This is a genomic window from Caballeronia sordidicola (genome assembly GCF_002220365.1).
Classification (GTDB): Bacteria; Pseudomonadota; Gammaproteobacteria; order Burkholderiales; family Burkholderiaceae; genus Caballeronia; species Caballeronia sordidicola_C.
Genome location: NZ_MTHB01000041.1, coordinates 33,961 through 57,458 on the forward strand (window position 1 = coordinate 33,961; position 23,498 = coordinate 57,458).

Consider the following 23,498-nt stretch of genomic DNA (forward strand, 5'->3'; position numbering starts at 1 on the left):
CGCCCGCATCTACGTCGAACGGATTCGCGCGGCCGGTGGGGAAGGCTATGTTTGATTCGGGGAAGGACTGGTACACGGATGCCTGCGGTCTTTCAACCCTGCTAGACCAACGGGAAACATTTCGTCAATCCAGTCGCTCGATTGACCTGCGCCGCCTGGACCCGCCGCACCGCCTCCCGTGGCGTAACTGTAAGGCGCGCCTAAGGCTCATCTAAGGTCTGACTAATGCTTATGTAACGCTTGCGCATTCCCGTTACATATGGCGACCTTTTCTCATCGACGGAAACGCAACTTAACCTTTGGTTTCACCTGTGGTGAATTCGCGCCGCTAGGATTGCGCCGAGAAACCGATTATTGCCGGCTCGCCGCGCGTCAACATCAACCTTGTTTTAGCTCTTTGCATCCACCAATTTCGCCTCGCCTGTCCCCCGCGAACCGATTGAAGTGATGAATGACCGTCAAGCATTGGTGAGCGTTGACGCCGCCGAGACTAAAGAAGTGAAGCAGGATCTACCAGAGAATTGCTTACAACATGGACAGCGCTCATCGCACGCTTCTATAGATTGGAGGTAAGCCAAGCGAATCGCTTCTGAGGCGCCTTGGTGAGCGAGCCTGGCTTGTCGTCCCAGCCATGGGCGCCAACACAGCGGCAAAGCTGGCGCATGCGCCCATGGCCGGCCTGCTCGATCTCACAGACGGCGTTCACGAGGGCCGGATCGCAAGGGTCGAACAACTCTCACGGTCAGTGCTGGTTGCGTGGGTTGCCCTGGTATCTCAAGAGACGCGAAAGTGGTCGGCTGTTCGAGACGCTATCGCGACCCATTGCTTCGATTTTGTAACGCTGCCGACATCACATGAGCGGATCGTGAATATAGTCGGGCAGGCCATTGGTATGGAGGCTCTTCGTTCAGAGGCGCAGCCGCCTGAACTTAAGGATGCGTTAAGCAGCAGCATGCTAGGTTCATCCGATGTCATGCTGGAACTTCATCGGGCTATTCGAAAGGTGGCCGCGACTGATGCCACCGTGTTCATTTCGGGCGAGTCAGGAACCGGCAAGGAGTTGACCGCGCAGATGATTCACGCGCGATCGGCGCGTCGCGACATGCCTTTCGTAGCGGTGAACTGCGGCGCCGTTCCACCGGATCTCCTGCATTCGGAACTGTTCGGCTACGAACGCGGAGCGTTCACAGGTGCCACGCAGCGCAAGATAGGGCGAGTCGAACAGGCGCATGGCGGAACGCTGTTCCTCGACGAAATTGGCGATCTCCCGCATGAGAGTCAGGCCGCGTTGCTGCGCTTTGTCCAGGAACGTAAGGTCGAACGTTTGGGCGGCCTTGAGTCCATCGACGTGGACGTACGGGTGATCACGGCAACGCACCAGGACATGCAAGCTGCCGTGGAGGAGGGGAGGTTCAGAGCCGACCTTTTCTTCCGGCTGTGCGTGCTTCAGATCAGGGAGCCGCCTCTTCGCGTGAGAGGAAAAGACATCACTGAGCTTGCAACGCACGCACTTGAACGGTTTAAAGATGAACGCGCTCGCAGGATACATGGCTTCGCGCCGGACGCGATTGCAGCGTTGCATAACTACGGCTGGCCCGGGAACGTTCGGGAACTGATCAATCGTGTCCGCCGCGCGATCATTTTGTCCGAAGGCAAGGTCATCACTGCCCATGACCTGGAACTGGCGGAGCATGTCTCGCTCGCGCCGGACTCGCTTCGGGAAGCACGGGTGTCGGCAGACAGAAGGGCGATAGAGGTCGCGCTCTTCGTTCATAAGGGCCGGGTTGTCGACGCCGCCCGCGGCCTTGGCATTTCGCGTGTACATCTGCACCGGTTGATGCAGGAGCTGGGAATACCCACGCGTGCGGTCATTGATGAAGCGCACGATTCGACCGATCCCAGCGACTCTGAGTAAAGCTTCCTGATCAAGCCGACGAACCCCTAATGTAAGTGATGGAGAATCCTATGCGCGTGCTTGAGCCGCTTGACCACATTGCATGGACCACCTGCGAACGATGCGGGAATACCTCTTCTGATGGTGGGCGACAATGCAGCCGATGCGGCAAAACGCCGACCATCATGCAGCGCCTGGCAAATTTTCCTTCCTTGTCGAACGCGGAGAAAGGGCGTTCGCGCGGCGTATTGCATCGCACGCGTTCGCGGGGCGCGTATCCAGGACTGGCGGAAACCGCACATCTTTCCGATCGGGCAAGCAAGCGGCGCGCGGCACGAATTGCGTTTGCGTGCGCAATGGGCGCCGGTGCGCTGGTGATTTTTGCGCTTACTCAACCCTATCTTGCGGGCATAGGCTTTCACTCGCGAACCGCTGACACACCCGTGACGGAAACAGGGCCGACGATCCGAAGCGGAACGGTGGTCGCGGCATCCGGCAATGGCGTCTCGCCGGCAAAGCCCTCTCTTTCGGATGGTCGCCACAACGCCAACGTGGCGACCGCGCCAACACCGAAGTCCGATGTCAGCGCGTTTTATCAAGCGCTACAAGGCGGTGACTTGGTGGCGGCCCGTCGGCATCTCTCCGGGATGCGTGCGAGCGATGAAAATAGCAGCCAACCGGAACAGATGCGCACCGAACTCGCTAACCGCGAACATACCCGTGACGCTCTGCTGCACCACGCGTGGCATTGCCACGCAATCGGAGACTGGCAGTGCGTTGCGGACAATGCAACCCAGGCGTTGGCAATCGATGCATCGAGTTGGGAAGCAAAACATCTTGTTGCCTTGGCAGCGAAGAAGGTCGGCAAGGCTGAGGACGAATAGGACTATGCAGAGAGCGCTCGAGGATGCGCCAGCACGAAGTGCCACGCGCTAAGTCGCGGCTAACGCGTACCGCGCATGATGTCGGCCAGCGCATCTTTCACCTCGTCGATCAAGGCCGGCCAACCTCCCTGACGCTGCCGAAACAGATACATATCGTTGGGGTACCAGGGTGAAACGGTTCCCGTTCGATGCCAGCGCCAGTCGACTCCTGTCTGCGGCAACATCAACCAGCACGCAACGCCCAATGCACCGGCCACGTGAGCGATCGCTGTATCTACGCAGATGACCAGATTGATTTGCGCGACAATGGCTGCGGCATCGCCGAAATCGCGAATCTCCCGTCCCAGGCAAAGAGCGGGTTGCAGCACTTTGCATTCGTCGGCCTGTGTTTCGGCATCGCCCACTTGCAGGCTGATAAAGCGAATTCCTCTAACGGACCACAGTGGCGCCAAATCGGAAAAATGGCTCAACGACCGTTGCGCATCGTTCTCGTGCTCGGGGTTACCTTTCCAAACCAGTCCCACGCGCAAGCCGTCGCCGGGTAAGCGTGCTTGCCACATCTCCAGGCGGTTGGTGAATACACCGGCATAGGGAATCCGCGACGGGATCGACTCGACTGTCGTACCCATGTGCAAGGGTAGGCTCATCAGCGAAGCCCAGTAATCGTGAGCGTGAAGCGCTTGGGGGTCGGTTATCAGTGCGTCGATACCTTCCACTGTGCGCAGCAGGGCGCCAAGTACCGGTTTGCAGATCACCGATATCTTTGCCGCACCTCGCGCTTTAAGCAGCGGCACGTAACGGACGAACTATATGGTGTCGCCGTATCCTTGCTCCGGCAAGAGCAACAGGGTCTTCCCGCTCAGGTCCTCGCCGTTCCATTGAGGGAAGGGCAACTGCCCGTGTTCTCCAAACGCTTTCGATCGCGCTTCGTAGTATTTCCAGCCTTCCGTGTAACGTCCGGCGGACAGAAGAAGCATTCCCAGATTGAAGCGGGCTTCGGCGAAATCCGGCTTCAGTTCGAGCGCACGGCGATATTCGATCTCCGCCTGTTCATACTGATGAAGTCGTTCGAGCGTGCCTGCGCGGTTATTCCTGATCTCCGCGGAATTCGGCATCTGCTCGAGCGCGCGGCAATAGTGCACTTCGGCTTCGCTGAACCGCCCCCATTGCCGCAAGAGATTCGCCAGGTTGTTGTGAGCCAGACCATTGCGATCATCCCTTTCAAGCACGCTACGGTAAGCGTGTTCTGCCTTCGTCAGGTCACCCTGTTGCCAAGCTTGCCACGCTGACTCTACAAGCTGATGGTCCAGATGGTCCGTGTGTCCAGTGTCGGAGAGGGTTTTCCGGTTCATGGGGCTGTCTTGTTTGCAGCAGACGTTGGTAAGCGTTACCGCTCTTGTATCAGGGGCCGCTTACAAAACGCTAACCACGCCGAGGGCGTAGGGCGACTCAGGACATCGGACAAAACGTAGCGCATGTTACGTGCGACGGGGAATCTAAAAAAAATTTTCATCACCACGGGAATAGAGGGATGAGTAGGTGTGTTCGTCCCATTGCAAACCACACACCTTCCAGGAGTTAGAAAATGAAAATCCGTCGAGCTACGTTACTTTTGTCGATCATTGCCAGTGCGTTCATTTCAGTGGGCGCCATGGCTCAAGAGACTCAACCGGCCAAAGGTCCCGTCAAGAACATCGTGCTGGTCCACGGTGCGTTTGTTGGTGGCTCGGGCTGGAGACCTGTCTACAATATCCTGACCAAGGACGGTTATAACGTGACCCTGGTGCAGGAACCGTTGACGTCGTTTGCGCAAGACGTGACCGCCACGAAACGTATTCTCGACCGTCAGGACGGCCCGGCCATTTTGGTCGGCCATAGCTACGGCGGCGCGATCATCACGTCGGCTGGAAACGATCCCCATGTAGCGGGTTTGGTCTACATTGCGGCTCATGCCCTGGACACCGGTGAGACCGAAGTTGGCAACGGCAAGAAGTTTTCGAATACCGCGCACCCGCTCGTGAAAACGCCGGACGGTTTCCTGTTCCTCGACCCTACCAACTACCCGGGCGATTTCGCCGCTGACCTGCCGCTGAAGCAAGCTCAGTTTGAAGCTCGCGCACAGATGCCGACGTCGGCCGCGGTTTTCTCAACCGCCATGACCGATCCGGCGTGGAAGGTGAAACCTAGCTGGTACATGGTCGCGAAATCGGACAAGATCATCAATCCGGACCTGGAACGGATGTACGCCGCCCGTGCCCATAGCCATACCGTCGAGATTGCCGGTGCGAGTCACTCGGTCTATGAGTCGCATCCCAAAGAAGTGGCAGCGTTGATTGAACAAGCTGCCGAGCACGCGCAAGACTAAGTTTCAACTTTAAAGTAAAGGGTGGTGCAGGGCATGGATCGCGGGAAGACTCGTTTCTCTATACATAGGAATGCTGATGGTATGGGGTACCCGTATGTCTCCACGAACCAGTCCCTGCAGGATTTTGATACTTTCACCACGCGCCACCTAGGTACTCGCTTCTCGTTCCAACCATGAGCAGAAGGCAACCACGAGCACATCCGCTTCCTTAGCCTCTGGCACATAAGTACAGTAACTGCGGGCGGGAAGAAGGGGACTGGCGAATGGTGCGATCAGGCGGCCGCATGCGAGGTCATCCGCTATCAAAGCGGTTGGACCCATCGCCACGCCTATGCCGTCGAGTGCCGCTTGAAGCGTGAGATAAAAGTGATCGAGCGTCAGCGTCGTGGCAGGTTTGAGATCGACAACGCCCGCTTTGGCGAGCCAGTCGCTCCATAACCTTGGGAGACTCGATGTATGGAGGAGCGTGTGATGGATCAAGTCGCGTGGCGTTTCAAGCGGCAAATGATCCAGCAAGGCGGGACTGCAGACCGGCAGACGTTCCTCCGCCAGGAAGGAGCGCATTGAATAACCGTAGAACGTATCAGGGCCGCCGCGAATGATGATGTCGTAGGTGTCTTGCAGGGCTTCTACGGGCTCATTTGACGTCTCCAGGCTCACCTCGACACCGGGATGTTGCTTCTGAAAACCTGCCAGCCTTGGAACCAGCCAGCGCAATGCGAACGTGGCGGGTCCGTTCACTCGGAGCACGCGCGGCAACACGCCACCGACATAGCCATACCTTGCGGTCGCGGAAGCGACCTGTTGGAACGCGGGCCCGATCTCAGCAAGATATGCGCGGGCGGCTGGCGTCAGGACTACACGCCGATTGTGCCGCTCGAACAAAGGTGCGCCCAGCCACTCCTCTAGCAGACGGACATGCTGGCTTACAGCGCCGTGAGTCACATGTAATTCGGCTGCGGCTGCCTTGAAGCTGCCTGAGCGGGCAGCGGCTTCGAAGGCGCGCAGCGCATTGAGGGGAGGTAAGGGATGTTGCATTCAGATAAGTTTTTCTCACACAAAGCCGAGATTTTCTCGTATGTCGCGAGAGAGATATTCGCCCGAAAAGTTTTCTTACGCAAACGCTTTGTCTAAGAAGTTCGTGACGCGGCCATATTTAGTGGATGGTTTTACGCGGATAGCGCGGGGTGAACCTTGGGCAGGTTCAGTCACTGGTGGCGAAGCGCGTCAGAACCCGAGTTCGGAGAAGGAGGGGTTCACACATCCGTGGCTCTGGCGAGCACCGTGCTTTTGGGGCACCCATGAATAGGAACTGCACGCTGTGGACACTTAGGGTAGCGTGGTTTGAAAGCGTTTTCTTTGCTTTGTTTCTTTGTCGCTCAGGACCAGGAAATGACGTGCCGCCACGCACGGTGGCTAATAGTGCGGGGGTGTAATTAGTTTTGTGTAAACGGTCATTTGGCAGGAGACTGCCAGTATCTAGGAGCAACGATGACCGTCGTGAAGCGCAACAAACGAGTAAAGCCCGATCCTGAGTTGGTCAAATTGGCGGACAGCCTGTTGGCGAACTACCAGAAACCTGAGGATTTGATTGGCGAGAATGGGCTGCTCAAGCAGCTCACCAAGATGTTGGTCGAGCGGGCTCTGGAAACCGAGATGTCCGAGCACTTGGGCCACGGCAAGAGCGAAGCGGTGACCAATGCCACGGGCAATACCCGCAACGGCCACAGCGCAAAGACGTTGCAAGGCGAGTTTGGCGAATTGCCGCTCGATATCCCGCGTGAGCGCCAGGGTGGGTTCGAGCCGAAGCTGGTGGCGCGCCACCAGACTCGCTGGACGGGCTTTGACGACAAGATCATCTCGCTGTACGCACGCGGCTTGAGCGTGCGCGAGATCCAGAGCCATCTAGAAGAAATGTATGGCACCGAGGTTTCGCCCACGCTGATCTCGGCTGTGACCGATGCGGTAAGCGAGGAGGTGAAACTCTGGCAAGGCCGCCCGCTCGACGCGCTGTACCCGATCATTTATCTGGACTGCATTCACGTCAAAGTACGCGACAGCGGGGCTGTGCGTACCAAGGCCGTGTACTTGGCGATCGGCGTGAACATGGATGGCCACAAGGAGGTCCTGGGCCTGTGGATTGCCCAGACCGAGGGCGCCAAGTTCTGGCTACAGGTGGTTACTGAGCTGAAGACACGTGGCGTGCAAGACATTTTTATCGCCTGTGTGGACGGGCTCAAGGGCTTTCCAGAAGCGATTGAAGCGGTCTATCCGAAGGCTGCCGTGCAGTTGTGCATCGTGCATATGGTGCGCAACAGCCTAAACTACGCATCCTGGAAACTGCAGCGCGAAGTGGCCGCCGATCTGAGGACCATTTACACCTCATTGACCGTCGAGGTAGCCGAGCAAATGCTGAGCGCCTTCGAGGCCAAATGGGACAAGGACTACCCCTTGATTGGTCAGAGCTGGCGTCGTAACTGGGCCCGGGTGATACCGTTCTTCGACTACCCGCCGGAGATCCGAAAGGTGATCTATACGACCAACGCGATCGAGTCGATCAACATGAGTCTGCGAAAGGTCATCAAAACGCGCAGTTCATTCCCGACTGACGACGCCGTAATGAAACTGTTTTACCTGGCGCTGAACAACATCAGCAAGAAATGGTCGATGCCAATCAGAGACTGGAAGGCGGCTCTAAACCGCTTCGCTATCCAGTTCGAAGACCGGATGTCGCCGGGTTAAACGAAAACCCGTTTACACAAAATTCGGGACACCCCCAATAGTGCTAAAGAAATTAGCCAACTCAGGCAGACCGCTAAGGCTGAAAGCAGCAACCCGGCATAAACTCCGACCGCTAACGCAGGACCCTGGCACCCCGGCACTGACCCCGACCGCTCACCCCGGAACCTAGCACCCCGGCATTGACTCCGACCGCTAACCCAACACCAACCCCGCCCCCCGAGCGCGAGCGAAATGTCAGTCCATTAACCAAACCGACTCATCGAGCTGAACCTCGTTGAGGTTGCAACCCTCCCCACCACGATCCACAACAATAAAGTCGCTCACTTCGCCAAGCGCGATCAACGGGTGATGCCAGACGCCCTTGGCATAATTCACCCCTTGCCATCCGCGAGTAACGAACCCACGAATAGCAGATTCATCAAGCTCCCCCGCCGGCGCAACAACAACAAGATACGGCCGATCGTTAAGCGGCAAAAACGCCTGACTCCCCAACGGATGCCGCTCGAGCATCGAAACCTCAAACGGCAGTACCCGCGGCTGCCCGCGAAACAGATTCACAAGCGCCCGCCCGCCCTCATCTTCCACATCAATCCGTGCAAGATCGTGGAAACGAATCGTCGTCCCGAGATTTATCGGGATCTGCTTCGCACCGTCAAGCTCAATGACATCGCCGAACGGCTCAAACGCCGCCCGGGTCAACGGTTCAATCACCAACTTTTTCATCGCAGAGCCTGCTTCTCATTTACGTAGATCAAACAAGCGTGCTGAACAACCGCAACCGCGATACGCCGCCGTCCGGATAAATGTTGAACCGCACGTGCGTGACAGGGCCCAGCGCAGCCAACTCCGACTCGAACACATGCTGCTTGTCCATCTGCAACTTCTGCTCACCCAGCAACACCGGCCAGAACATCGCCTGCGTGACAAGCGAACTGTCCGTCCCACCCTTCACATAAGCCGCCTGCAACGAACACCGGTCAGGGAAATTACCCTTGAAATGCGCAGTATCCACTTCGATCTTCTTGATCACGCCCGGCTGAGCAAGCGCCACGATGCACCAGTCGTTACCCGGCTCACGTCGACGACGCGTCTCCCAGCCATCGCCCATATTTGCGCCGCGTCCCGGCATCAGCAAGGTCGAAGCCGGCCCGAAATGCTGGTTGTTCGCACCAACGACGTACGCGCCATTTTCCATCGCGGCGAGATCGAATAGCTCGGTGCGGCTAGCGCTGCTCCAGTCAAGCTGCGGCTGTCCATACACACGCAGCCGCGCAATACCGCCATCCGGGTAAATGTTCACGCGCAGATGCGTGAATGGCTGTTCGCTGCCAATCTCCACATAATGATGCGTGTTCCCCTGCAACGTCATGGACGGCACGACTTCCGTCCATTGCGTCGCCTGCGTCGGTGTGCCTTCAGCCACATGCGCACCCTCGATAGACGCGGCTGGTGGAAAGTTGCCCGTGAAGTGGCTCGTATCGATATCAATGCCCTTGATCACCCCTGGACGCGCCAGCTTCACCACGCACCAGTCGAACCCGCTCACCCGCTTGCGACGCGTTTCCCAGCCATCCATCCACTTGCCGTTATCGTCGTATTTACCCACGATAAACACCGCCGGCTCCGGATTGAGCATCCGCTCTTTCGGTGCGAAAAATTCATCGCTGGCTTCAAGCGCTTGCGCGCCAAGCCGCGGGTCCGCGAGGTTCACATAACGGCGAGTGAATTCGGGCGCGTTGGCATCGAGTATGGGAGCGGCCATGATGTTTCCTTATAAGGTTTTGAAGGTGACGCGCTGCGTTCAAGCATTCAACGCCCAAGCAAATCGTCGAGCCTGAAGCGCGCTATCCGGTAAATCTGCTGAAGACTCTCGCTTAACTCGATGTCGCGGCCGTGATGCAGGCGCGCCTCGAAGTTCGCGATAATGCCGTGGCGATCAAACCCGCGCACAGCCAAAATAAAGGGAAATCCAAACTTCTCGCGGTACGCAGCGTTAAGCGCCTGCAATCTGTCGAACTCTTCCTGCGTGCACAGATTGAGGCCGGCACCGCTTTGCTCGCGCGTGGATTCGTCCGTGAGTTCGCCCCGCACCGCAGCCTTGCCCGCAAGCTCCGGGTGGGCGTTGATCAAAGCGAGTTGCCGTGTGTTGTCCGCCTGATCGACGATCGTCGTCATGACGTCGTGAAGCTGGTCGATGCTCGTGAACGGCCGCTTCCAAAGCGCCGCTTCCGCCACCCAGGGAGAATGTTCGAAGACACCGGAAAGCGTGCTGATAAACGCGCCGGCAGGCAGCGCATTGAGCTGGTCCAAAGTGATCCGCGCGATACTCATGGCTTGCTCACCCCCGCCGTGCCTTCATACGGATGATGCTCGCGCCAATGCCGCGCAATATCGACCCGCCGCGTTACCCATACACGATCATATTGCTCGATGTGATCCAGGAAACGCTGCAGGGCACGGAACCGACCCGGGCGGCCCAGCAACCGGCAATGCATGCCGATGGACAACATTTTCGGCGCTTCGCTGCCTTCTTCGTAGAGCACGTCGAACGCATCGCGCAGGTAGGTGAAAAACTGCTCCGCCGTGTTGAAACCTTGCGGCGTGGCAAAACGCATGTCGTTGGTGTCGAGCGTGTAAGGCACGATCAGTTGCGCCACCTTAGCGCCACCGCTGACCTCCACGTCCATCCAGAACGGCAGGTCGTCGCCGTAATAGTCCGAGTCGTACAGAAAACCGCCGTGCTCCGCGACCAGCCGGTGCGTATTCGGACTGTCACGCCCTGTGTACCAGCCGAGCGGACGCACGCCCGTCACGCGTTCAACGGCCTCCATGCCGAGCCGCATGTGCTCCGCTTCCTTCTCCGGCGACATGTCCTGATAGTGGATCCACCGATACCCATGACACGCGATCTCATGCCCCAATTCGACGAACGCGCGACCGAGATCCGGATGACGCTCGATCGCCATGCCCACGCCGAACACGGTGAGCGGCAGGTCCCGTTTTTCAAACTCGCGAAGGATACGCCAGACGCCGGCGCGCGAGCCGTATTCGTAGATGGACTCCATGCTCATGTGACGAGATGGATATGCCGCCGCGCCCACGATCTCCGACAGGAACTGTTCGGATGCCGGGTCGCCGTGAAGTACGCAATTTTCCCCGCCTTCCTCGTAATTCAGCACGAATTGCACCGCAATGCGTGCGTCCCCGGGCCATTTCGGCTGCACGGGGTACCGGCCGTAGCCGATCAGGTCGCGTGGGTACTTCGATTCATTCGACATGGCTGGATGAGTGCGTGGGAGTCGATGGAGCCGCACACGGTGAAAGACCCGCGCGACGATGGGTCAGTTTAGCGAAAACGCATCGTCACGCCCATATTCATACGCAGATATTGCAGGTCAGGCGGGGTGTATGGTCCAGGCGCTTTATCGGGGTTTGCCTGGACTATAAGGCGCTAACGCCCCGTCATACTGCTTCGCTAGCGGGCGGGCATAGTCGCCGCGTTTCGACGTTCGCAACTTCAGCGCGATCAACGCTTCCGCCCATTTCACCGCGGTCGTCACGCCCTCAATGACCGGCGCGCCAATCGCATCTTCAATCTCGTGGCAAAACTCGGCCATGCCCGCGCAGCCGAGGACGATCGACTCCGCATCGTCTTCCGCCAAGGCCTTCCGACACTCTTCGATGATGATCGAGCGCGCCCTGGACCCGGGGATATCCAGGTCCAGCACCGCTACGTCGGTTGCACGGACGTTCTTGCAGAAACGCTTCATGCCGTAGCGCTCCGCCAGATGCCACGACATCGTGCAGGTGCGCTTCAAGGTTGTCACTACGCTGAAACTCGGCGCTATAACGCTTGCTGCATGCATTGCTGCTTCCGCTATGCCAATGACCGGGCCTCTGGACAACTCCCTGGCGGCATATAGCGCGGGGTCACCGAAGCAGGCTATGACATACCCGTCCATACCCTCTTTCTCACCCTTTTCAATCTCCTGCAATAAGGCTAGCGACGCGAGCGCTTCGTCGTAGTAACCCTCGATAGAGGGCGGTCCCATCGAAGCGCTTACTGAGATTATCTGCGTTCCTGTTGACGCTACTTCCCGGGCACAACGATCCATCGCCAACGTCATGCGTTCCGTTGTGTTCGGGTTGATCAGCTTGATGCGCATTTGGTTCTTCCTTTAGTTCCTGCAAGTGCGGTCTTATGCATATTACATAGTATTCCTATAAACCATCACTTGCATTGTTCCTCGCAGTCGCCACGGGATCCCTGGATGCCGTGGCCTGCCTCTCGCGGCATTCGTGTCCTAAGCGAAATTAGACACCGAGTTCTTATCCGCGATGATCCTGTAGAACAGCGCGCCCAACCCCGCCCCTATGAACCACGAAAAGTTGGCGGCACCTTCGAGGGAGGGAATCATTACGCAAGCCACCGCGATGACCGCTGCCGGCAGTAACGCACCCACCGCGCGCCAGTTCACGCCGTTGCTGTACCAGTAACGCCCCGTCGCCGACGTCGTGTACAACTCCTCCACCTTGAACTTGCCACGCTTCAACAGGTAGAAATCGACGATCAGCACGCCATACAACGGACCGATGAAACTGCCGAGCACATCGAGCGTGTAGTGGATCACCGCAGGGTTGTTGAAGAGGTTCCACGGGGTGATGAAGATCGATGCCACTGCAGCCATCATGCCGCCCATCCGCCAACTGATCAACCGCGGCGCGACGTTCGAGAAATCGAAAGCCGGCGACACGAAATTTGCCACGATGTTGATACCGATGGTTGCTATCGTGAAAGTCAGCGCGCCCAGGATCACCGCCGTCGGTTGATCGATACGTCCCACCGTTTCCACAGGGTCCGTGATCAACTGGCCAAAGACTGGCAAGGTCGCGGCGGTCGTCACAACCGTCACCAGCGAGAACGCCAGGAAGTTGACCGGCAAGCCCCAAAAGTTGCCCCGCTTTACGCTCTTGAAACTCTTGCAGTAACGCGAGAAGTCGCCGAAATTCAACATCGGACCGGAGAAGTACGAGACCACCAGCGATATGGCCGTGATCATGACCGGCACCACTTCCAGACCGTGGTATTTCACGCCGCCCAGGTTCAAGCCAATGTTTCGCCAGCCCGCACGCCACACCATGTAACCAGCCAAAATGAACATCACCACGTAGACCGCCGGACCTGCGAAGTCGATGAACTTCTTGATCATCTCCATCCCGCGCCAGAACACCACGGCCTGCAATACCCACAACAGCATGAACCCCGCCCAGCCCACTGCCGACAACCCGGCAAAACCGTATTTGTGGACATCGGCATAAGGCATCCACTGGGGCATGAATTTCAGCACCACGATCACCAGCGCGCTCGACGCCAAAAAGGTCTGGATTCCATACCATGCCACTGCAATCAAGCCACGAATCACAGCAGGAAGGTTCGCCCCCAGCACGCCAAAGGTCACGCGGCACGCCACCGGATACGGGACGCCCGCCTGCTGGCTCGGCTTGGCGATAAGGTTGCACAGCAGGTTTACAATGCCGATTCCGACGAGCAATGAAACCAGCACCTGCCAGCTCGTCAGCCCCAACGCAAACAAGCTCCCAGCGAATACATAACCGCCCACGCTATGCACGTCGGACATCCAGAACGCAAAGATGTTGTACGCACTCCACGTCTGATGTTTGAGCGGCGCGAGGTCGTCGTTATAGAGCCGGTCGCTGTATCCCGCTGGATGATCAGGATCCCTACCTGAATCACTGCCGGAATCTTCACCGTAGGAAGGTATTGCCGCACTGCCCGGGGTCGCACTTAACTGAACCATGACTTCTCCTTGAATGAGCTCGGCAATCAAGCCGCAAATAGTCGACTTCGTATAGCTTTCGTATAGCAATACGCACCGTCGCGTGGTCAACGCGCAGCGCTTTCTTGTCGGTATGGGCTAACCGTCCTGCAGCCGCGGGCGAACCGGCGACCAGACGCAATTCATCCACTCGGCACGCGCAATTGCGCGCATGCGTCCACGGAAAAGGCATGGTAAAAGTCCAAGCATTCCATTGAATGCGGGCTTTTAAATTCGTTCGATTTTCAGATCTTGGTAGTGTTGGTGTTACTGGTAATGCGTCGCGCCCGAAGAATGGTCGCGCGGTGTTGCTGCCGGTCAGGCTGACGATCAAGCTGAAAATCAGGCGCTTTTATCGCGCTCACTTACCTTCGGCTTCGAAAAGACTTCACGCAAATCGACCGCGCCGCGTGCCGGCCGGTCCAGCATTTTCAGTTCGACTTCCTGCAGGTGGCGCGCCATCAGTTCGGCGGCCTTCGGACCGTCGCCAGCATCGAGCGCGGCCAGGATATGTTCATGGTCTTCAAAGCTGCACGAGCTCTTGCCCAACGACTCATACAGCGCCGATATCAGCGTGGAGCGCGCCACCAGCCCCGACAAGCATTCGCACAACACAGTATTGCCGGTGAGCTGCGCAAGCTCTTTATGGAACTCGCCGGACAGCCGTATCCAGGACGAAAAATCGCGGCTCTCATAGGCCTTGCGTTCACGCCCGATCGTCGCGCTGATCGACTTGAGCCGGCGCGTGCCATGCCCGGTACAGATCCGCTCAACGACCGCCATTTCGACGATTCGGCGCATCTCGAACACTTCGTGTACTTCCTGCACCGAAGGGCTTGCGACGAACGCGCCACGATTAGGTTCAAGGTCGACCAGCCGCTCGCTCGCCAGTTGCGCCAGCGCCAGGCGCACAGTGCCACGCTTGACGTCGAATACTTCGCATAACTGTGCTTCTGTCAGCTTCGCGCCTGGAGCGAGACGGTGTTCGAGAATGGCGTCGCGAATATTCGCGGCAATCGATTCCGCCGTCGCGGCGGCGACCGAAGCCGCAGTGCCGATGACGCTTACCTTCGACAAATCTTTCAATTTCGATTCGGGCATGGTCGTGTTCGCTCTATGTGGTACATCTTATGGCGGACATAAAAACTGTCAACAATTTCAGATAAATTTTTTCTCAGTGAACAGAAATTTTCCTCAATTGATTCATCTAACTCCCGTCTGCAAAGGGTTTTGGCGAATTATCTAAGCGAATAAAACCAAATTTTCAGATCTTTTTGTTGACAATCGTATGCACGTTATTCGTGCGTGCGCGCTCAAAAGAGGTGCGTTGAATAAAAAAAACGCCCTTGCGGGCGCTCGTTCGAACTTCGTGAAACCCGCTACGCCAAGTAGGGATAGTCAGAAAGCTTCATTTCAAATCCATGCGAGCGCGCCACCAGATGCGCGGTCGCGCCGAACGGCAACGTCAGCAATTCGGGCACGTGCCCGAATTGCAATCCCGTCACCACGGGAATCCGGATCACCGACCTGACTTGTTCGAGCATCGTCTCGAACGTATAGCCGTTGTCGTACTCCGACAGCTTCCCGCCCGTGAATTCGCCCAGCACCAATGCCTGCTGCCGCGCGAGAATTCCTGACTGATGCAGCTGGTAAATCATGCGTTCGACGCGGAAAGGATGCTCGTTCACGTCTTCGATAAACAGAATCCCGCCCTCTACCGGCGGCATGTATCGCGTGCCGATCAGCGACGCAAGAATCGCCAGATTGCCACCCCACAACATGCCGGTAACATCGACGGAATGGGCCTGTGGTACGTGGCTCGTCACCTTGAACGACGGGTGCGTGATCGCGTTCCAGAAATGCTCCATCGTGAACGCGCTCGGCTCTTGCGCGCCAAAATCAGCTGCGAGCATCGGACCGCCAAAGCTCTTCACTCCGGCCAGCGCGTACAGCGCCAGCTGGATCGCAGTGAAGTCGCTATGGCCGACAATCGCGACCGGCTGATCTTGCAAGCGGCGCTGCAAGCCCTCGTAGTCGAGGCCATGAAGAATGCGTGTAGCGCCATAACCGCCGCGCACCGCCAATACGATGTCAGGCAGAGGACGCGTTGAATCCGCAAGCCGGTTCAGGTCCGCGGCACGTTCGCCGTCAGTGCCGCCGAAGCGTTGATAACGACGGTGCGCCGCCGACACATTTTCCAGCCGATGCCCCTGCGCGCGCAGGCGTTCCATCGCCCGCCCAACCACTTCAGAGTCGGGGTAACCCGAGGGTGCGACAAGGTCGATGGTGCGTGCCGGATAGGTCATGAGCGAACGGAAAGTGGATCGATGGAATCGGGTAGTACAGCGTTGCGGGCATCGCGCGCCTCGCGCACCGCGCGCCGGCGGTCGGCGAAAAAGCTCCGCAGCGCGTTGGCGCATTCGTCGCCGAGCACCCCGCCCGTCACGCTCGTGTGGTGGTTCAGATTGCCGATGGCGAATGCATCGACAACGCTCCCGCACGCGCCTGTTTTCGGATCGTGCGCGCCGAACACCACGCGGGCAATCCTTGCGTGCATGATCGCGCCCGCACACATGATGCAGGGTTCGAGCGTGACGTAGAGTTCGCAGCCCGGTAACCGGTAGTTCTCGAGCGCCCGCGACCCCGCACGCAATGCGGCCATTTCGGCGTGCGCCGACGGATCATGAGCACCGATCGGATGATTAAAGCCGGTCGCAATGACTTCATCGCCACGAACCAGAACCGCGCCGACCGGCACTTCGCCCAACGCACGCGCTTGCTCAGCGGCGGCTTGCGCAAGCGCCATGAAACGGCGGTCGCGTTCCGCGGCAGCCGCCAAGGTGAGCTCGGTTTCGGGCGTCGGGGTCACTTTTCGGTGGCCTCGGCTTGTGCGTTCCTGTCGTTCTCCGACCGACGCTCGGACAAACGTTCCACAATGCGCCGCCGGTATTCGAGCGGCACGACAGTGCTGCTGCCACGCAAGGATTCCAGCGCCATATCGAGCGCCAGCATCTTCGCTTGCAGCTTGCGGCGGGTTGCAGGATCTTCGCTGCTGCTGCTTTCGCTTTGCAAATCGCGAAGCGCGCGCAAATGTTCGACAGCGGGCGGCACGAAACCGGCATTTTTCATAATGCGGTTGGCAACGCGGACTTCTTCGGGGACCAGGGCGTCGTCGTCGAGTTCGAGAGGCTCGCCCGCGCCGGGCAGATTGTCGAACTCGCCGCGCGCGGCGGCGGCCGAAATTCGCTGTTCGACCAGGGCATCTAGCAGTTTCATCGGCGTTTTAGGTGCCGGCGACCGGCGTGTCGAACGTTTGACGACGAACGTTATCGAGCAGCAGGATCAAACCGGACTGTCACGTTTTGAGGGTTGCGCTTCGCGGCGTCATTCGCACTCAATGTGCCGCCGGCTGCGTGGGAAGCCGGGTGAGCGATCCCGGCGCAACGCGCTTCGGGGATGCTTACTACCAAGTTGGTATTCTATCAGGCGGCCCGCGCAGGGCGGTTCGCGCCGGACAAAGCAAGCCACAAGGCGGAAATCCACAGGGCTAGGCAGGATCGATAGCCTTGCGTCGATAGCCTTCTGTGGCCAGCAACAAGCTTCGTGTGTATTCATGCGCCACGTTTTGTTCGCGAACGGCTTCGATGGGAAGCTGCTCCACAATCTCGCCATCGCGCATCACCGCGACCCGCTGGCATAAAAATCCGACGACCGCCATGTTGTGACTGACGAGGATCATCGTGAGGTGGCGTTCGCGATGCAATCGCCGCAGCAGGTTCAGGATCTCCGCCTGCACGGACACGTCGAGCGCAGAAGTCGGCTCGTCGAGCAGCAACACGCGCGGCTCCACGATCAACGCCCGGGCAATCGCCACGCGCTGGCGTTGCCCGCCCGATAATTGATGCGCGTACCGGAACCGGAACGCAGGGCCAAGACCGACTTCCCGCAATGCATCGAGAATGCGGGCATCGTGACGGTCCATGCCGTTGATGGTGAGCGGTTCCCGCAGCGTCTGATCCACGGTAAAGCGTGGATAAAGCGACCCGTATGGGTCCTGGAACACCATCTGCACTTCACGCCTGAACGCACGATCGATGTGTTTGCCAAGCGTATGGCGACCAATCCGCATTGACCCGTTGGAGATGGGCACGAGCCCGGTCAGTGCGCGAAGCACGGTCGATTTGCCGGAACCCGATTCCCCGACGAGCCCGAACACCTCCCCTTCGCCGACATGGAACGTCGCCGAGCGAACTGCATCGGCGAAACCCGTTTTCGTTTTGAAGCGTACCTGTACCTCGTTTGCTTCGATCATGGCGCGACCTCGGCGAACCACGCAGGATCGCGTTGCAGCACCGGCAATTCGTCCGGTGGATTGCGCAGCGGCGGACTCGCGGCGAGCAAACCGCGCGTGTACGGATGCTGCGCGTGGGCAAGATCGCGCGCCGCGCACGTCTCCACTACGCGTCCGCCGACCATCACGAGCACACGGTCGCAAAACGACATCACCAGGGGCAGGTCGTGACTGATGAAGATCAGCCCGGTATTGTGCTTCGCGATCATCTCGTCGAGCACCGACAGCACCTGCATGGAGACGAGCACATCGAGCGCGCTGGTCGGTTCGTCGGCGATCAGCAACCGGGGGCCCGACGACACCATCATGGCAATCATCACGCGCTGGCCCATGCCGCCCGACAACTCGTGCGGATAAGCGTCGGCGACTCGTTGCGGATCGCGAATATGCACGGCTTCCAGCGCGGCGACGATCCGTTCGCGCATGGCTTTCGCATTCAGCTTCGGCGACTGCCGCCCGAACGCCTCGCGCATCTGTTGCGCAACGGTCATCACCGGGTTGAGTGAATACTTCGGGTCCTGCAGGATCATGCTCATCTGCGTGCCGCAAAGGCGTCGCCGCTCCTTCGGGCGCATGGCGAGCAGGTCGTGGTTATCGAGGCGCAACGTTTCGGCTGACCACTGGGCCGAGGCAGGCAGTAGCCCGAGCAATGCCCGACCGGTCAGCGATTTCCCCGACCCCGACTCGCCGACTATACCCAGCCGCTCACCTCTGGCCAGCGTCAGGGAAATGCCGCGCACCGCTTCGGTCAGCGTACCGTCGTGGCCTTCGAACGCTATGCGCAGGTTATCGATCTCACAGAGGGTATCGGCTTGCATGTCAACTTCCTTGACGGGGATCAAAGACGTCGCGCAGACCATCGCCGAGCAAGTTGAACGCAAGACTCACGAGCAGGATGGCGATGCCGGGAATGGTCGCGACCCACCACGCGTCGAGCAGCACGCCACGCCCCGACGCCACCATGAAACCCCACTCGGGACTCGGCGGCTGGGCACCGAGCCCGAGGAAACCGAGTCCCGCGACGGTCAGGATGATGCCGGCCATGTCGAGCGTCGCGCGCACGATCACCGACGACGAACACAGCGGGACGATATAACGCAGCAAGATCCGCATGGACGACGCCCCTTGCAAGCGCGCCACGTGGATGAAATCAGCTTGCACCAGCCGCAGTGTCTCGGCGCGCGCGAGCCGCGCATACGGCGGCCATGCGGTGATCGAGATCGCAATCACCGCATTGATCACGCCCGGCCCCAGCGCCGCCGCGAACGCAAGCGCAAGGACGATCTTCGGAAACGCGAGTGCGATGTCGGTCAAGCGCATCAGGACGGTGTCGACGAAACCGCCGCAGAAACCCGCCGTTGTCCCGATCAGCAAACCCACCGGCACGACCAGCACCACGACCAGGATCGCGATGCTCAACGTCAGGCGCGAGCCGATCACGAGCCGCGCGAGGATGTCGCGACCGAGTTGATCGGTGCCGAACCAGTGAGACGGCGAACCGGGCGGCAACAGGCGGTCGCCGAGCACTTGCCGCAACGGATCTTGCAGCGGCAATAACGGCCCGATTGCGGCGAACACAATCATCAAAGTCAGGATCACCAACCCGAATACGCTCAGCGGGTTGCTCGCGAAACGTCGCCAACGACGGTACGCCAAGCCCAATGCAGCCTGCCTGCGGGACGCAGGCGTATCCGTGAGCAGCCATGCACGCCACTCCTTGTGCGCTGGCTTCATTGTCTGAGTGGAATTGTCTGTGGATGGAAGCACGTCATGAGCCTTTGGCGGTCATCGGGCACGGGGATCGAACACTCGATACAGCGCGTCGGTCAGCAGGTTGAGCGTGATGAACGTGGCACCTATGACGAGCGTGCTGCCCAAAACCGCGTTCATGTCGGCGTTAAGCAACGCGCCGGTGAGATAGGAGCCTATTCCCGGCCATGCAAACACAATCTCCGTCAACACCGAGCCTTCCAGCAGATAGCTGTAAGCGAGCGCGATTACAGTCAGGAGCGGTACGGCGATGTTGCCGAATGCGTGACGCCAGATCACGCGGCGCTCGCTCAAACCCATCGCGCGCGCGGTCACGATGTATTCCTGGCTTAACTGCTCGAGCATGAAAGATCGCGTCATGCGGCTCAAGTAAGCGATGGAATAGAACGCGAGAATAGCCGCCGGCAACACAATGTGAGAGAGCGCATTCTTGAACACGTCCCACTCGCCGGCCAGAATGGAATCAACCAGGAGGCTGCCCGTGCGGGTATCGACCAGACCGTCGTACAGCGGGTCGATACGGCCCGGCCCGGATACCCAGTGCAATTTGGCGTAGAACAGCAGCAAGCCCATCAGCGCGAGCCAGAACACCGGCAGCGAGCTGCCAGCCAAACCGATGAAACGCGCGACGTGATCGGTCCAGCGGTTATGTCGCACAGCGGCCGCCACGCCCAGCGGCACGCCGATCACTATGCCAATGAACGTAGAGAGCGTGGCGAGTTCAAGCGTGGCGGGAAAGACGCGCTTGATGTCGTCTATCACCGGGTTCGACGTCAGCAGCGACATGCCCAGGTCGCCGTGCAACACGTCGCGAACGTAGATCAGGAATTGGATGATCAAGGGCTTGTCGAGCCCGAGCGCCACGCGCGCCGCTGCATACGCCTGCACCGACGCGCGCTCGCCGAGCATCGCGAGCAATGGATCGATCGGGATCTTTCGTCCGATGAAAAACGTCACCCCGAGCAACCCGATAAACGTGACGGCGAGCATCAGCAGCCAGCGCACGAAGAGCCACGTCCGGCGCACGCCGCCGTGGCGGGTCAGCACTAGTTGCAGGCGCTGGAACGCGGTGAGTTGTGCAGCCACGCTTACTGTTTCTTCACGTCACGGTACGACACGAGGTCGAAGATCGGCCCGACTTCAAGACCCGTTACGCCCGGCCGTGCCGCAACCTGTGAGACCTTCTGGAACATGATCACGAACGGCGAGTTCGCGAGAAACTGTTTTTGCATCGCTTCATAGCGTTGCGCGCGTTTGGCCGTCGACGATTCCTCGAGCGCGGCCTGGGTCTCCTTGGTCAGTTGGGGAATGTCCCACGCATTGCGCCACGCCAGCATCTTGAAGGCCGATTTGTCGGAGTTGTCGGGATTCCACGCGAAGCCCTGCGCGTTGCTGTGCGGATCAATGTAATCCGCCGACCACTCGCCAATATAAATGTCATGCTGACGCGCGCGATACTTGCCGAGGGTCTGCTTGTTATCGCTTGAAATCAGTTCGACCTTGATCCCGCCTTGCGCCAGATTGGCCTGCACCGCCTGCGCGATCTCACCATACGGCGAGTCATTGCGCACATCCATTTTCACCGTAAAGCCGTTCGGTACACCGGCTTTCGCCAGCAGCGCTTTCGCCTTCGCTACGTCCTGATGATACGGATTGATATTCAGCGCGCCGAGGAAACCTTCGGGCAGGAAGGTCTCGTGCACCTTGTACGTGGTCCGCACGATATTCTGCTGAATGCCGTTGTAGTCGATCAGCCATTTCATGGCTTCCTGCACATCGGGCTTTGCAAGGTTCGGGTTCTTGTTGTTCAGGCCAAGGTACATCAGCGTTGCTTGCGGTACCGACGTCACGCGAATCGTGCCCTTCTTCGTGAGCGTTGCGAGGTCGTCGGAACTCAGGTCACGCGCGATATCGATATCGCCGTTCTCGATCATCAGGCGCTGGCTCGATGCTTCCGGCACATGCCGCAGCACGATGCGTTTCATCGCAAGCGGCACGCGATAACCATCGAAACGTTGCAGCACGATGCTGTCATTCGCGGTCCACTTCACCAGTTTGTATGCACCCGATCCCGCCTCGTTCGTCTTGAGCCACTCGTTGCCGAAATCGTTACCCGTCGCGTGCGATTCGAGCAGCTTTCTGTCGAGCACGGAAGCCGGCCATGAGCCCAGCACGTTCAACACGAACGTGGGCGCGTACTTCTGGTCGGTGGTGATTGAAACAGTGCTGTCGTCGATTTTCCTCACGTTCTGCAGCGCGTTTTCCTTCGTCAGCCCGATGCCCGCCAGCACCGCAGCCGCGCCTTTGTCGAGTAACGCCGTGCGCTGGATCGACCACGCGACGTCGTCGGCGGTCAGCGGATTACCCGAATGGAACTTGAGACCGGAGCGAATCTTGAAGGTGAACGTGAGGCCGTCCGGACTCGCCGCCCATGACTGCGCAACGTCGCCGTTGAAGCGGGCCGGATCTTTCAGATCGACGCGGATCAGGCGGTCATAGGTATTGGCGACGTATTCCTGCGGCACCAGTTCGTAGATCTCGCCCGGGTCGAGCGTGGTGAACTCGTCGAGTAAAGTAGCCATGACCAGCATGTCCTTCGGCGTGGCCGCTTCAGCTATGCACGTGCCGGCCAGCATCAGAGTGGACGCTGCCGCGATGGCTGCCAACGCGTTGCACAATACCCGTTTCATACTCGCTCCGTGAGGGATGTTGATGAGATGTTCCGCGCGTTCCTGGGCTACTCCGTCTGACTACATCAGGCGCAAGGGGCCGCTGTCGGCATTGTCGATCAGGTCTAGTGCGCGAGAGCCCGGCAATTCGTAATGCCACCACTCGCTGGGAATATGGGTGAAACCGGCGCCGTGCATCACCCCAAGCAACAACGTGCGGTTGCGCTGTACATGCTCCGGCAAGCCCGGATGGAAGTGCTCGGAGGCAATCGACATCTCGTCGAAACCCGTGCCCATGTCGAGGTCCTGGCCTTGAGCGTCGACCAGTGTCAGGTCGATAGCGGTGCCGCGGCTATGGTTCGAGCCGCGCTTGAGATCTGCTATGTAAGTCGGGTCGGGAAGGAAGTCCCAGAGCACTTGCTGGGCTTGCGGCGGTCGATAGGCATCGAATATTTTCAGCGTCATGCCGATGTTGCCCGCCAGCTCGACGGCTTTCTTCAGGGCGGCTTCGGCGGGTGCCAGGAGCAAGCAATGTGCCGTCTTGTAGATCGGCTTGCCCGTCAGGTTGCGATCGGTTGCGTAGACCAGGTCGATCGCGACGCGGTGCGTTTCAGGAGTGATGCTTAGCAGACGGTGATCGGGCATCGGCGGCGTTGGGTTCAAGGCTCACGAGTTCGTGCGGTGCCGTTATTGTTTATCAAAATGACGGGTTTGGGGGTGAATGTGGCGGACATGCCGCACTTGGCGGATAAATGCCACATTCGCGGATGGCCCTAAAGCCGGTTGTACTCGGGGCATAACGACGGGTCGAGCCGTTGTACTCGAATCTACCGCCAACGGTCGCACCTGTCCCAGGATCAGCAGTTCCCCGATTAAAACCCGCCAAAAATCCGGAGGTTGGGTTCGAAGAAGGTCTGAACGGGAATGGCGGCACGCGGGGTGACGCTCGACTGTGGGGACGGATGCACTGGCGACCGCTGCCTACT

Annotated in this window: 23 protein-coding genes; 4 read left to right on the forward strand and 19 right to left on the reverse strand. The window is 59.0% G+C overall.

The annotated features are described in order from the left end of the window. The first annotated feature begins 562 nt into the window (after positions 1–562). Positions 563–1,915 (forward strand): sigma-54 dependent transcriptional regulator, encoded by a 1,353-nt coding sequence (locus BSU04_RS06425; protein WP_256982254.1) that lies wholly within the window; start codon positions 563–565, stop codon positions 1,913–1,915. Between the two features lie 164 nt (positions 1,916–2,079). Beyond that, complete coding sequence (locus BSU04_RS06430) at positions 2,080–2,778, forward strand: hypothetical protein (RefSeq protein ID WP_144021141.1); 699 nt, start codon at positions 2,080–2,082, stop codon at positions 2,776–2,778. A gap of 59 nt (positions 2,779–2,837) precedes the next feature. Here BSU04_RS06430 and BSU04_RS06435 read toward each other — a convergent pair whose 3' ends face one another. After that, the gene (locus BSU04_RS06435) at positions 2,838–3,572 is read right to left on the reverse strand and encodes a hypothetical protein (protein WP_089159818.1); all 735 of its coding nucleotides are present in this window, start codon (positions 3,570–3,572) and stop codon (positions 2,838–2,840) included. Positions 3,573–3,584: 12 nt separating this feature from the next. Continuing rightward, a complete protein-coding gene (locus BSU04_RS06440) occupies positions 3,585–4,130 on the reverse strand; it encodes a tetratricopeptide repeat protein (RefSeq protein ID WP_089159819.1) in 546 nt (181 codons plus the stop codon). A gap of 233 nt (positions 4,131–4,363) precedes the next feature. Here BSU04_RS06440 and BSU04_RS06445 point away from each other — a divergent pair, with 233 nt between their 5' ends. Continuing rightward, positions 4,364–5,143: an alpha/beta hydrolase gene (locus BSU04_RS06445; RefSeq protein ID WP_089159820.1), complete on the forward strand. Its 780-nt coding sequence runs from the start codon at positions 4,364–4,366 to the stop codon at positions 5,141–5,143. A 147-nt stretch (positions 5,144–5,290) separates the two neighbouring features. Here the strand turns inward: BSU04_RS06445 and gcvA are convergent, their stop codons facing one another. Continuing rightward, positions 5,291–6,181, reverse strand: a complete 891-nt coding sequence (gcvA, locus tag BSU04_RS06450; protein WP_089159821.1) for a transcriptional regulator GcvA — start codon at positions 6,179–6,181, stop codon at positions 5,291–5,293. 453 nt (positions 6,182–6,634) lie between these two features. Between gcvA and BSU04_RS06455 the strand changes: the two genes are divergently transcribed. Then, positions 6,635–7,885: an IS256 family transposase gene (locus tag BSU04_RS06455; RefSeq protein ID WP_089159822.1), complete on the forward strand. Its 1,251-nt coding sequence runs from the start codon at positions 6,635–6,637 to the stop codon at positions 7,883–7,885. A 234-nt stretch (positions 7,886–8,119) separates the two neighbouring features. On the opposite strand, the gene BSU04_RS06460 is transcribed toward BSU04_RS06455, so the two are convergent. The 16 genes from BSU04_RS06460 to ddpX all read right to left on the reverse strand — a co-directional run bounded on the left by BSU04_RS06460 (position 8,120) and on the right by ddpX (position 23,157). Next, positions 8,120–8,608 (reverse strand): ureidoglycolate lyase, encoded by a 489-nt coding sequence (locus tag BSU04_RS06460; RefSeq protein WP_089159823.1) that lies wholly within the window; start codon positions 8,606–8,608, stop codon positions 8,120–8,122. A gap of 28 nt (positions 8,609–8,636) precedes the next feature. Continuing rightward, a complete protein-coding gene (gene alc, locus BSU04_RS06465) occupies positions 8,637–9,647 on the reverse strand; it encodes an allantoicase (RefSeq protein WP_089159824.1) in 1,011 nt (336 codons plus the stop codon). A 47-nt stretch (positions 9,648–9,694) separates the two neighbouring features. After that, positions 9,695–10,216: a 2-oxo-4-hydroxy-4-carboxy-5-ureidoimidazoline decarboxylase gene (uraD, locus tag BSU04_RS06470; protein WP_089159825.1), complete on the reverse strand. Its 522-nt coding sequence runs from the start codon at positions 10,214–10,216 to the stop codon at positions 9,695–9,697. After that, positions 10,213–11,163, reverse strand: coding sequence for an allantoinase PuuE (puuE, locus tag BSU04_RS06475; RefSeq protein ID WP_089159826.1), 951 nt, complete (start codon positions 11,161–11,163; stop codon positions 10,213–10,215). Before puuE ends, uraD begins: the two co-directional genes overlap by 4 nt. 144 nt (positions 11,164–11,307) lie before the next feature. Continuing rightward, positions 11,308–12,051 (reverse strand): aspartate/glutamate racemase family protein, encoded by a 744-nt coding sequence (locus BSU04_RS06480; protein ID WP_089159827.1) that lies wholly within the window; start codon positions 12,049–12,051, stop codon positions 11,308–11,310. A 138-nt stretch (positions 12,052–12,189) separates the two neighbouring features. Beyond that, positions 12,190–13,704, reverse strand: a complete 1,515-nt coding sequence (locus BSU04_RS06485) for an NCS1 family nucleobase:cation symporter-1 (RefSeq protein WP_089159828.1) — start codon at positions 13,702–13,704, stop codon at positions 12,190–12,192. A gap of 360 nt (positions 13,705–14,064) precedes the next feature. Further along, positions 14,065–14,823 (reverse strand): GntR family transcriptional regulator, encoded by a 759-nt coding sequence (locus BSU04_RS06490; protein WP_089159829.1) that lies wholly within the window; start codon positions 14,821–14,823, stop codon positions 14,065–14,067. Positions 14,824–15,101: 278 nt separating this feature from the next. After that, positions 15,102–16,028 (reverse strand): muramoyltetrapeptide carboxypeptidase, encoded by a 927-nt coding sequence (gene ldcA, locus BSU04_RS06495; protein WP_089159830.1) that lies wholly within the window; start codon positions 16,026–16,028, stop codon positions 15,102–15,104. Further along, positions 16,025–16,591, reverse strand: a complete 567-nt coding sequence (tadA, locus tag BSU04_RS06500; protein WP_179258223.1) for a tRNA adenosine(34) deaminase TadA — start codon at positions 16,589–16,591, stop codon at positions 16,025–16,027. The genes ldcA and tadA overlap by 4 nt, the downstream gene beginning before the upstream one ends. Next, positions 16,588–16,998, reverse strand: a complete 411-nt coding sequence (locus BSU04_RS06505) for a DnaJ family domain-containing protein (RefSeq protein WP_144021142.1) — start codon at positions 16,996–16,998, stop codon at positions 16,588–16,590. The genes tadA and BSU04_RS06505 overlap by 4 nt, the downstream gene beginning before the upstream one ends. A 271-nt stretch (positions 16,999–17,269) precedes the next feature. Next, on the reverse strand, positions 17,270–18,034 hold the full coding sequence (locus BSU04_RS06510; RefSeq protein ID WP_089159832.1) for an ABC transporter ATP-binding protein: 765 nt from the start codon (positions 18,032–18,034) through the stop codon (positions 17,270–17,272). Then, entirely contained in the window at positions 18,031–18,891 is an 861-nt protein-coding gene (locus tag BSU04_RS06515; RefSeq protein WP_089159833.1) for an ABC transporter ATP-binding protein, read from the reverse strand. The genes BSU04_RS06510 and BSU04_RS06515 overlap by 4 nt, the downstream gene beginning before the upstream one ends. A 1-nt stretch (position 18,892) precedes the next feature. After that, positions 18,893–19,807, reverse strand: coding sequence for an ABC transporter permease (locus BSU04_RS06520; protein ID WP_089159834.1), 915 nt, complete (start codon positions 19,805–19,807; stop codon positions 18,893–18,895). A gap of 51 nt (positions 19,808–19,858) precedes the next feature. Then, positions 19,859–20,899 (reverse strand): ABC transporter permease, encoded by a 1,041-nt coding sequence (locus tag BSU04_RS06525; RefSeq protein WP_256982255.1) that lies wholly within the window; start codon positions 20,897–20,899, stop codon positions 19,859–19,861. A gap of 32 nt (positions 20,900–20,931) precedes the next feature. After that, positions 20,932–22,533, reverse strand: a complete 1,602-nt coding sequence (locus BSU04_RS06530; RefSeq protein WP_089159835.1) for an ABC transporter substrate-binding protein — start codon at positions 22,531–22,533, stop codon at positions 20,932–20,934. A gap of 60 nt (positions 22,534–22,593) precedes the next feature. Beyond that, complete coding sequence (gene ddpX / locus BSU04_RS06535; RefSeq protein ID WP_089159836.1) at positions 22,594–23,157, reverse strand: D-alanyl-D-alanine dipeptidase; 564 nt, start codon at positions 23,155–23,157, stop codon at positions 22,594–22,596. Between the last annotated feature and the right edge of the window lie 341 nt (positions 23,158–23,498).

Excerpts from the sequence above, each read along its gene's own strand:
- BSU04_RS06455 (WP_089159822.1), top strand. The coding sequence starts at position 6,635 with ATGACCGTCGTGAAGCGCAACAAACGAGTAAAGCCCGATCCTGAGTTG.
- uraD (WP_089159825.1), bottom strand. The coding sequence starts at position 10,216 with ATGAGTATCGCGCGGATCACTTTGGACCAGCTCAATGCGCTGCCTGCC.
- BSU04_RS06430 (WP_144021141.1), top strand. The coding sequence starts at position 2,080 with ATGCAGCGCCTGGCAAATTTTCCTTCCTTGTCGAACGCGGAGAAAGGG.
- ddpX (WP_089159836.1), bottom strand. The coding sequence starts at position 23,157 with ATGCCCGATCACCGTCTGCTAAGCATCACTCCTGAAACGCACCGCGTC.
- BSU04_RS06520 (WP_089159834.1), bottom strand. The coding sequence starts at position 19,807 with ATGAAGCCAGCGCACAAGGAGTGGCGTGCATGGCTGCTCACGGATACG.
- BSU04_RS06480 (WP_089159827.1), bottom strand. The coding sequence starts at position 12,051 with ATGCGCATCAAGCTGATCAACCCGAACACAACGGAACGCATGACGTTG.
- BSU04_RS06445 (WP_089159820.1), top strand. The coding sequence starts at position 4,364 with ATGAAAATCCGTCGAGCTACGTTACTTTTGTCGATCATTGCCAGTGCG.
- BSU04_RS06460 (WP_089159823.1), bottom strand. The coding sequence starts at position 8,608 with ATGAAAAAGTTGGTGATTGAACCGTTGACCCGGGCGGCGTTTGAGCCG.
- gcvA (WP_089159821.1), bottom strand. The coding sequence starts at position 6,181 with ATGCAACATCCCTTACCTCCCCTCAATGCGCTGCGCGCCTTCGAAGCC.
- BSU04_RS06505 (WP_144021142.1), bottom strand. The coding sequence starts at position 16,998 with ATGAAACTGCTAGATGCCCTGGTCGAACAGCGAATTTCGGCCGCCGCC.
- alc (WP_089159824.1), bottom strand. The coding sequence starts at position 9,647 with ATGGCCGCTCCCATACTCGATGCCAACGCGCCCGAATTCACTCGCCGT.
- BSU04_RS06485 (WP_089159828.1), bottom strand. The coding sequence starts at position 13,704 with ATGGTTCAGTTAAGTGCGACCCCGGGCAGTGCGGCAATACCTTCCTAC.
- BSU04_RS06530 (WP_089159835.1), bottom strand. The coding sequence starts at position 22,533 with ATGAAACGGGTATTGTGCAACGCGTTGGCAGCCATCGCGGCAGCGTCC.
- BSU04_RS06490 (WP_089159829.1), bottom strand. The coding sequence starts at position 14,823 with ATGCCCGAATCGAAATTGAAAGATTTGTCGAAGGTAAGCGTCATCGGC.
- ldcA (WP_089159830.1), bottom strand. The coding sequence starts at position 16,028 with ATGACCTATCCGGCACGCACCATCGACCTTGTCGCACCCTCGGGTTAC.
- BSU04_RS06515 (WP_089159833.1), bottom strand. The coding sequence starts at position 18,891 with ATGCAAGCCGATACCCTCTGTGAGATCGATAACCTGCGCATAGCGTTC.
- BSU04_RS06510 (WP_089159832.1), bottom strand. The coding sequence starts at position 18,034 with ATGATCGAAGCAAACGAGGTACAGGTACGCTTCAAAACGAAAACGGGT.
- BSU04_RS06440 (WP_089159819.1), bottom strand. The coding sequence starts at position 4,130 with ATGAACCGGAAAACCCTCTCCGACACTGGACACACGGACCATCTGGAC.
- puuE (WP_089159826.1), bottom strand. The coding sequence starts at position 11,163 with ATGTCGAATGAATCGAAGTACCCACGCGACCTGATCGGCTACGGCCGG.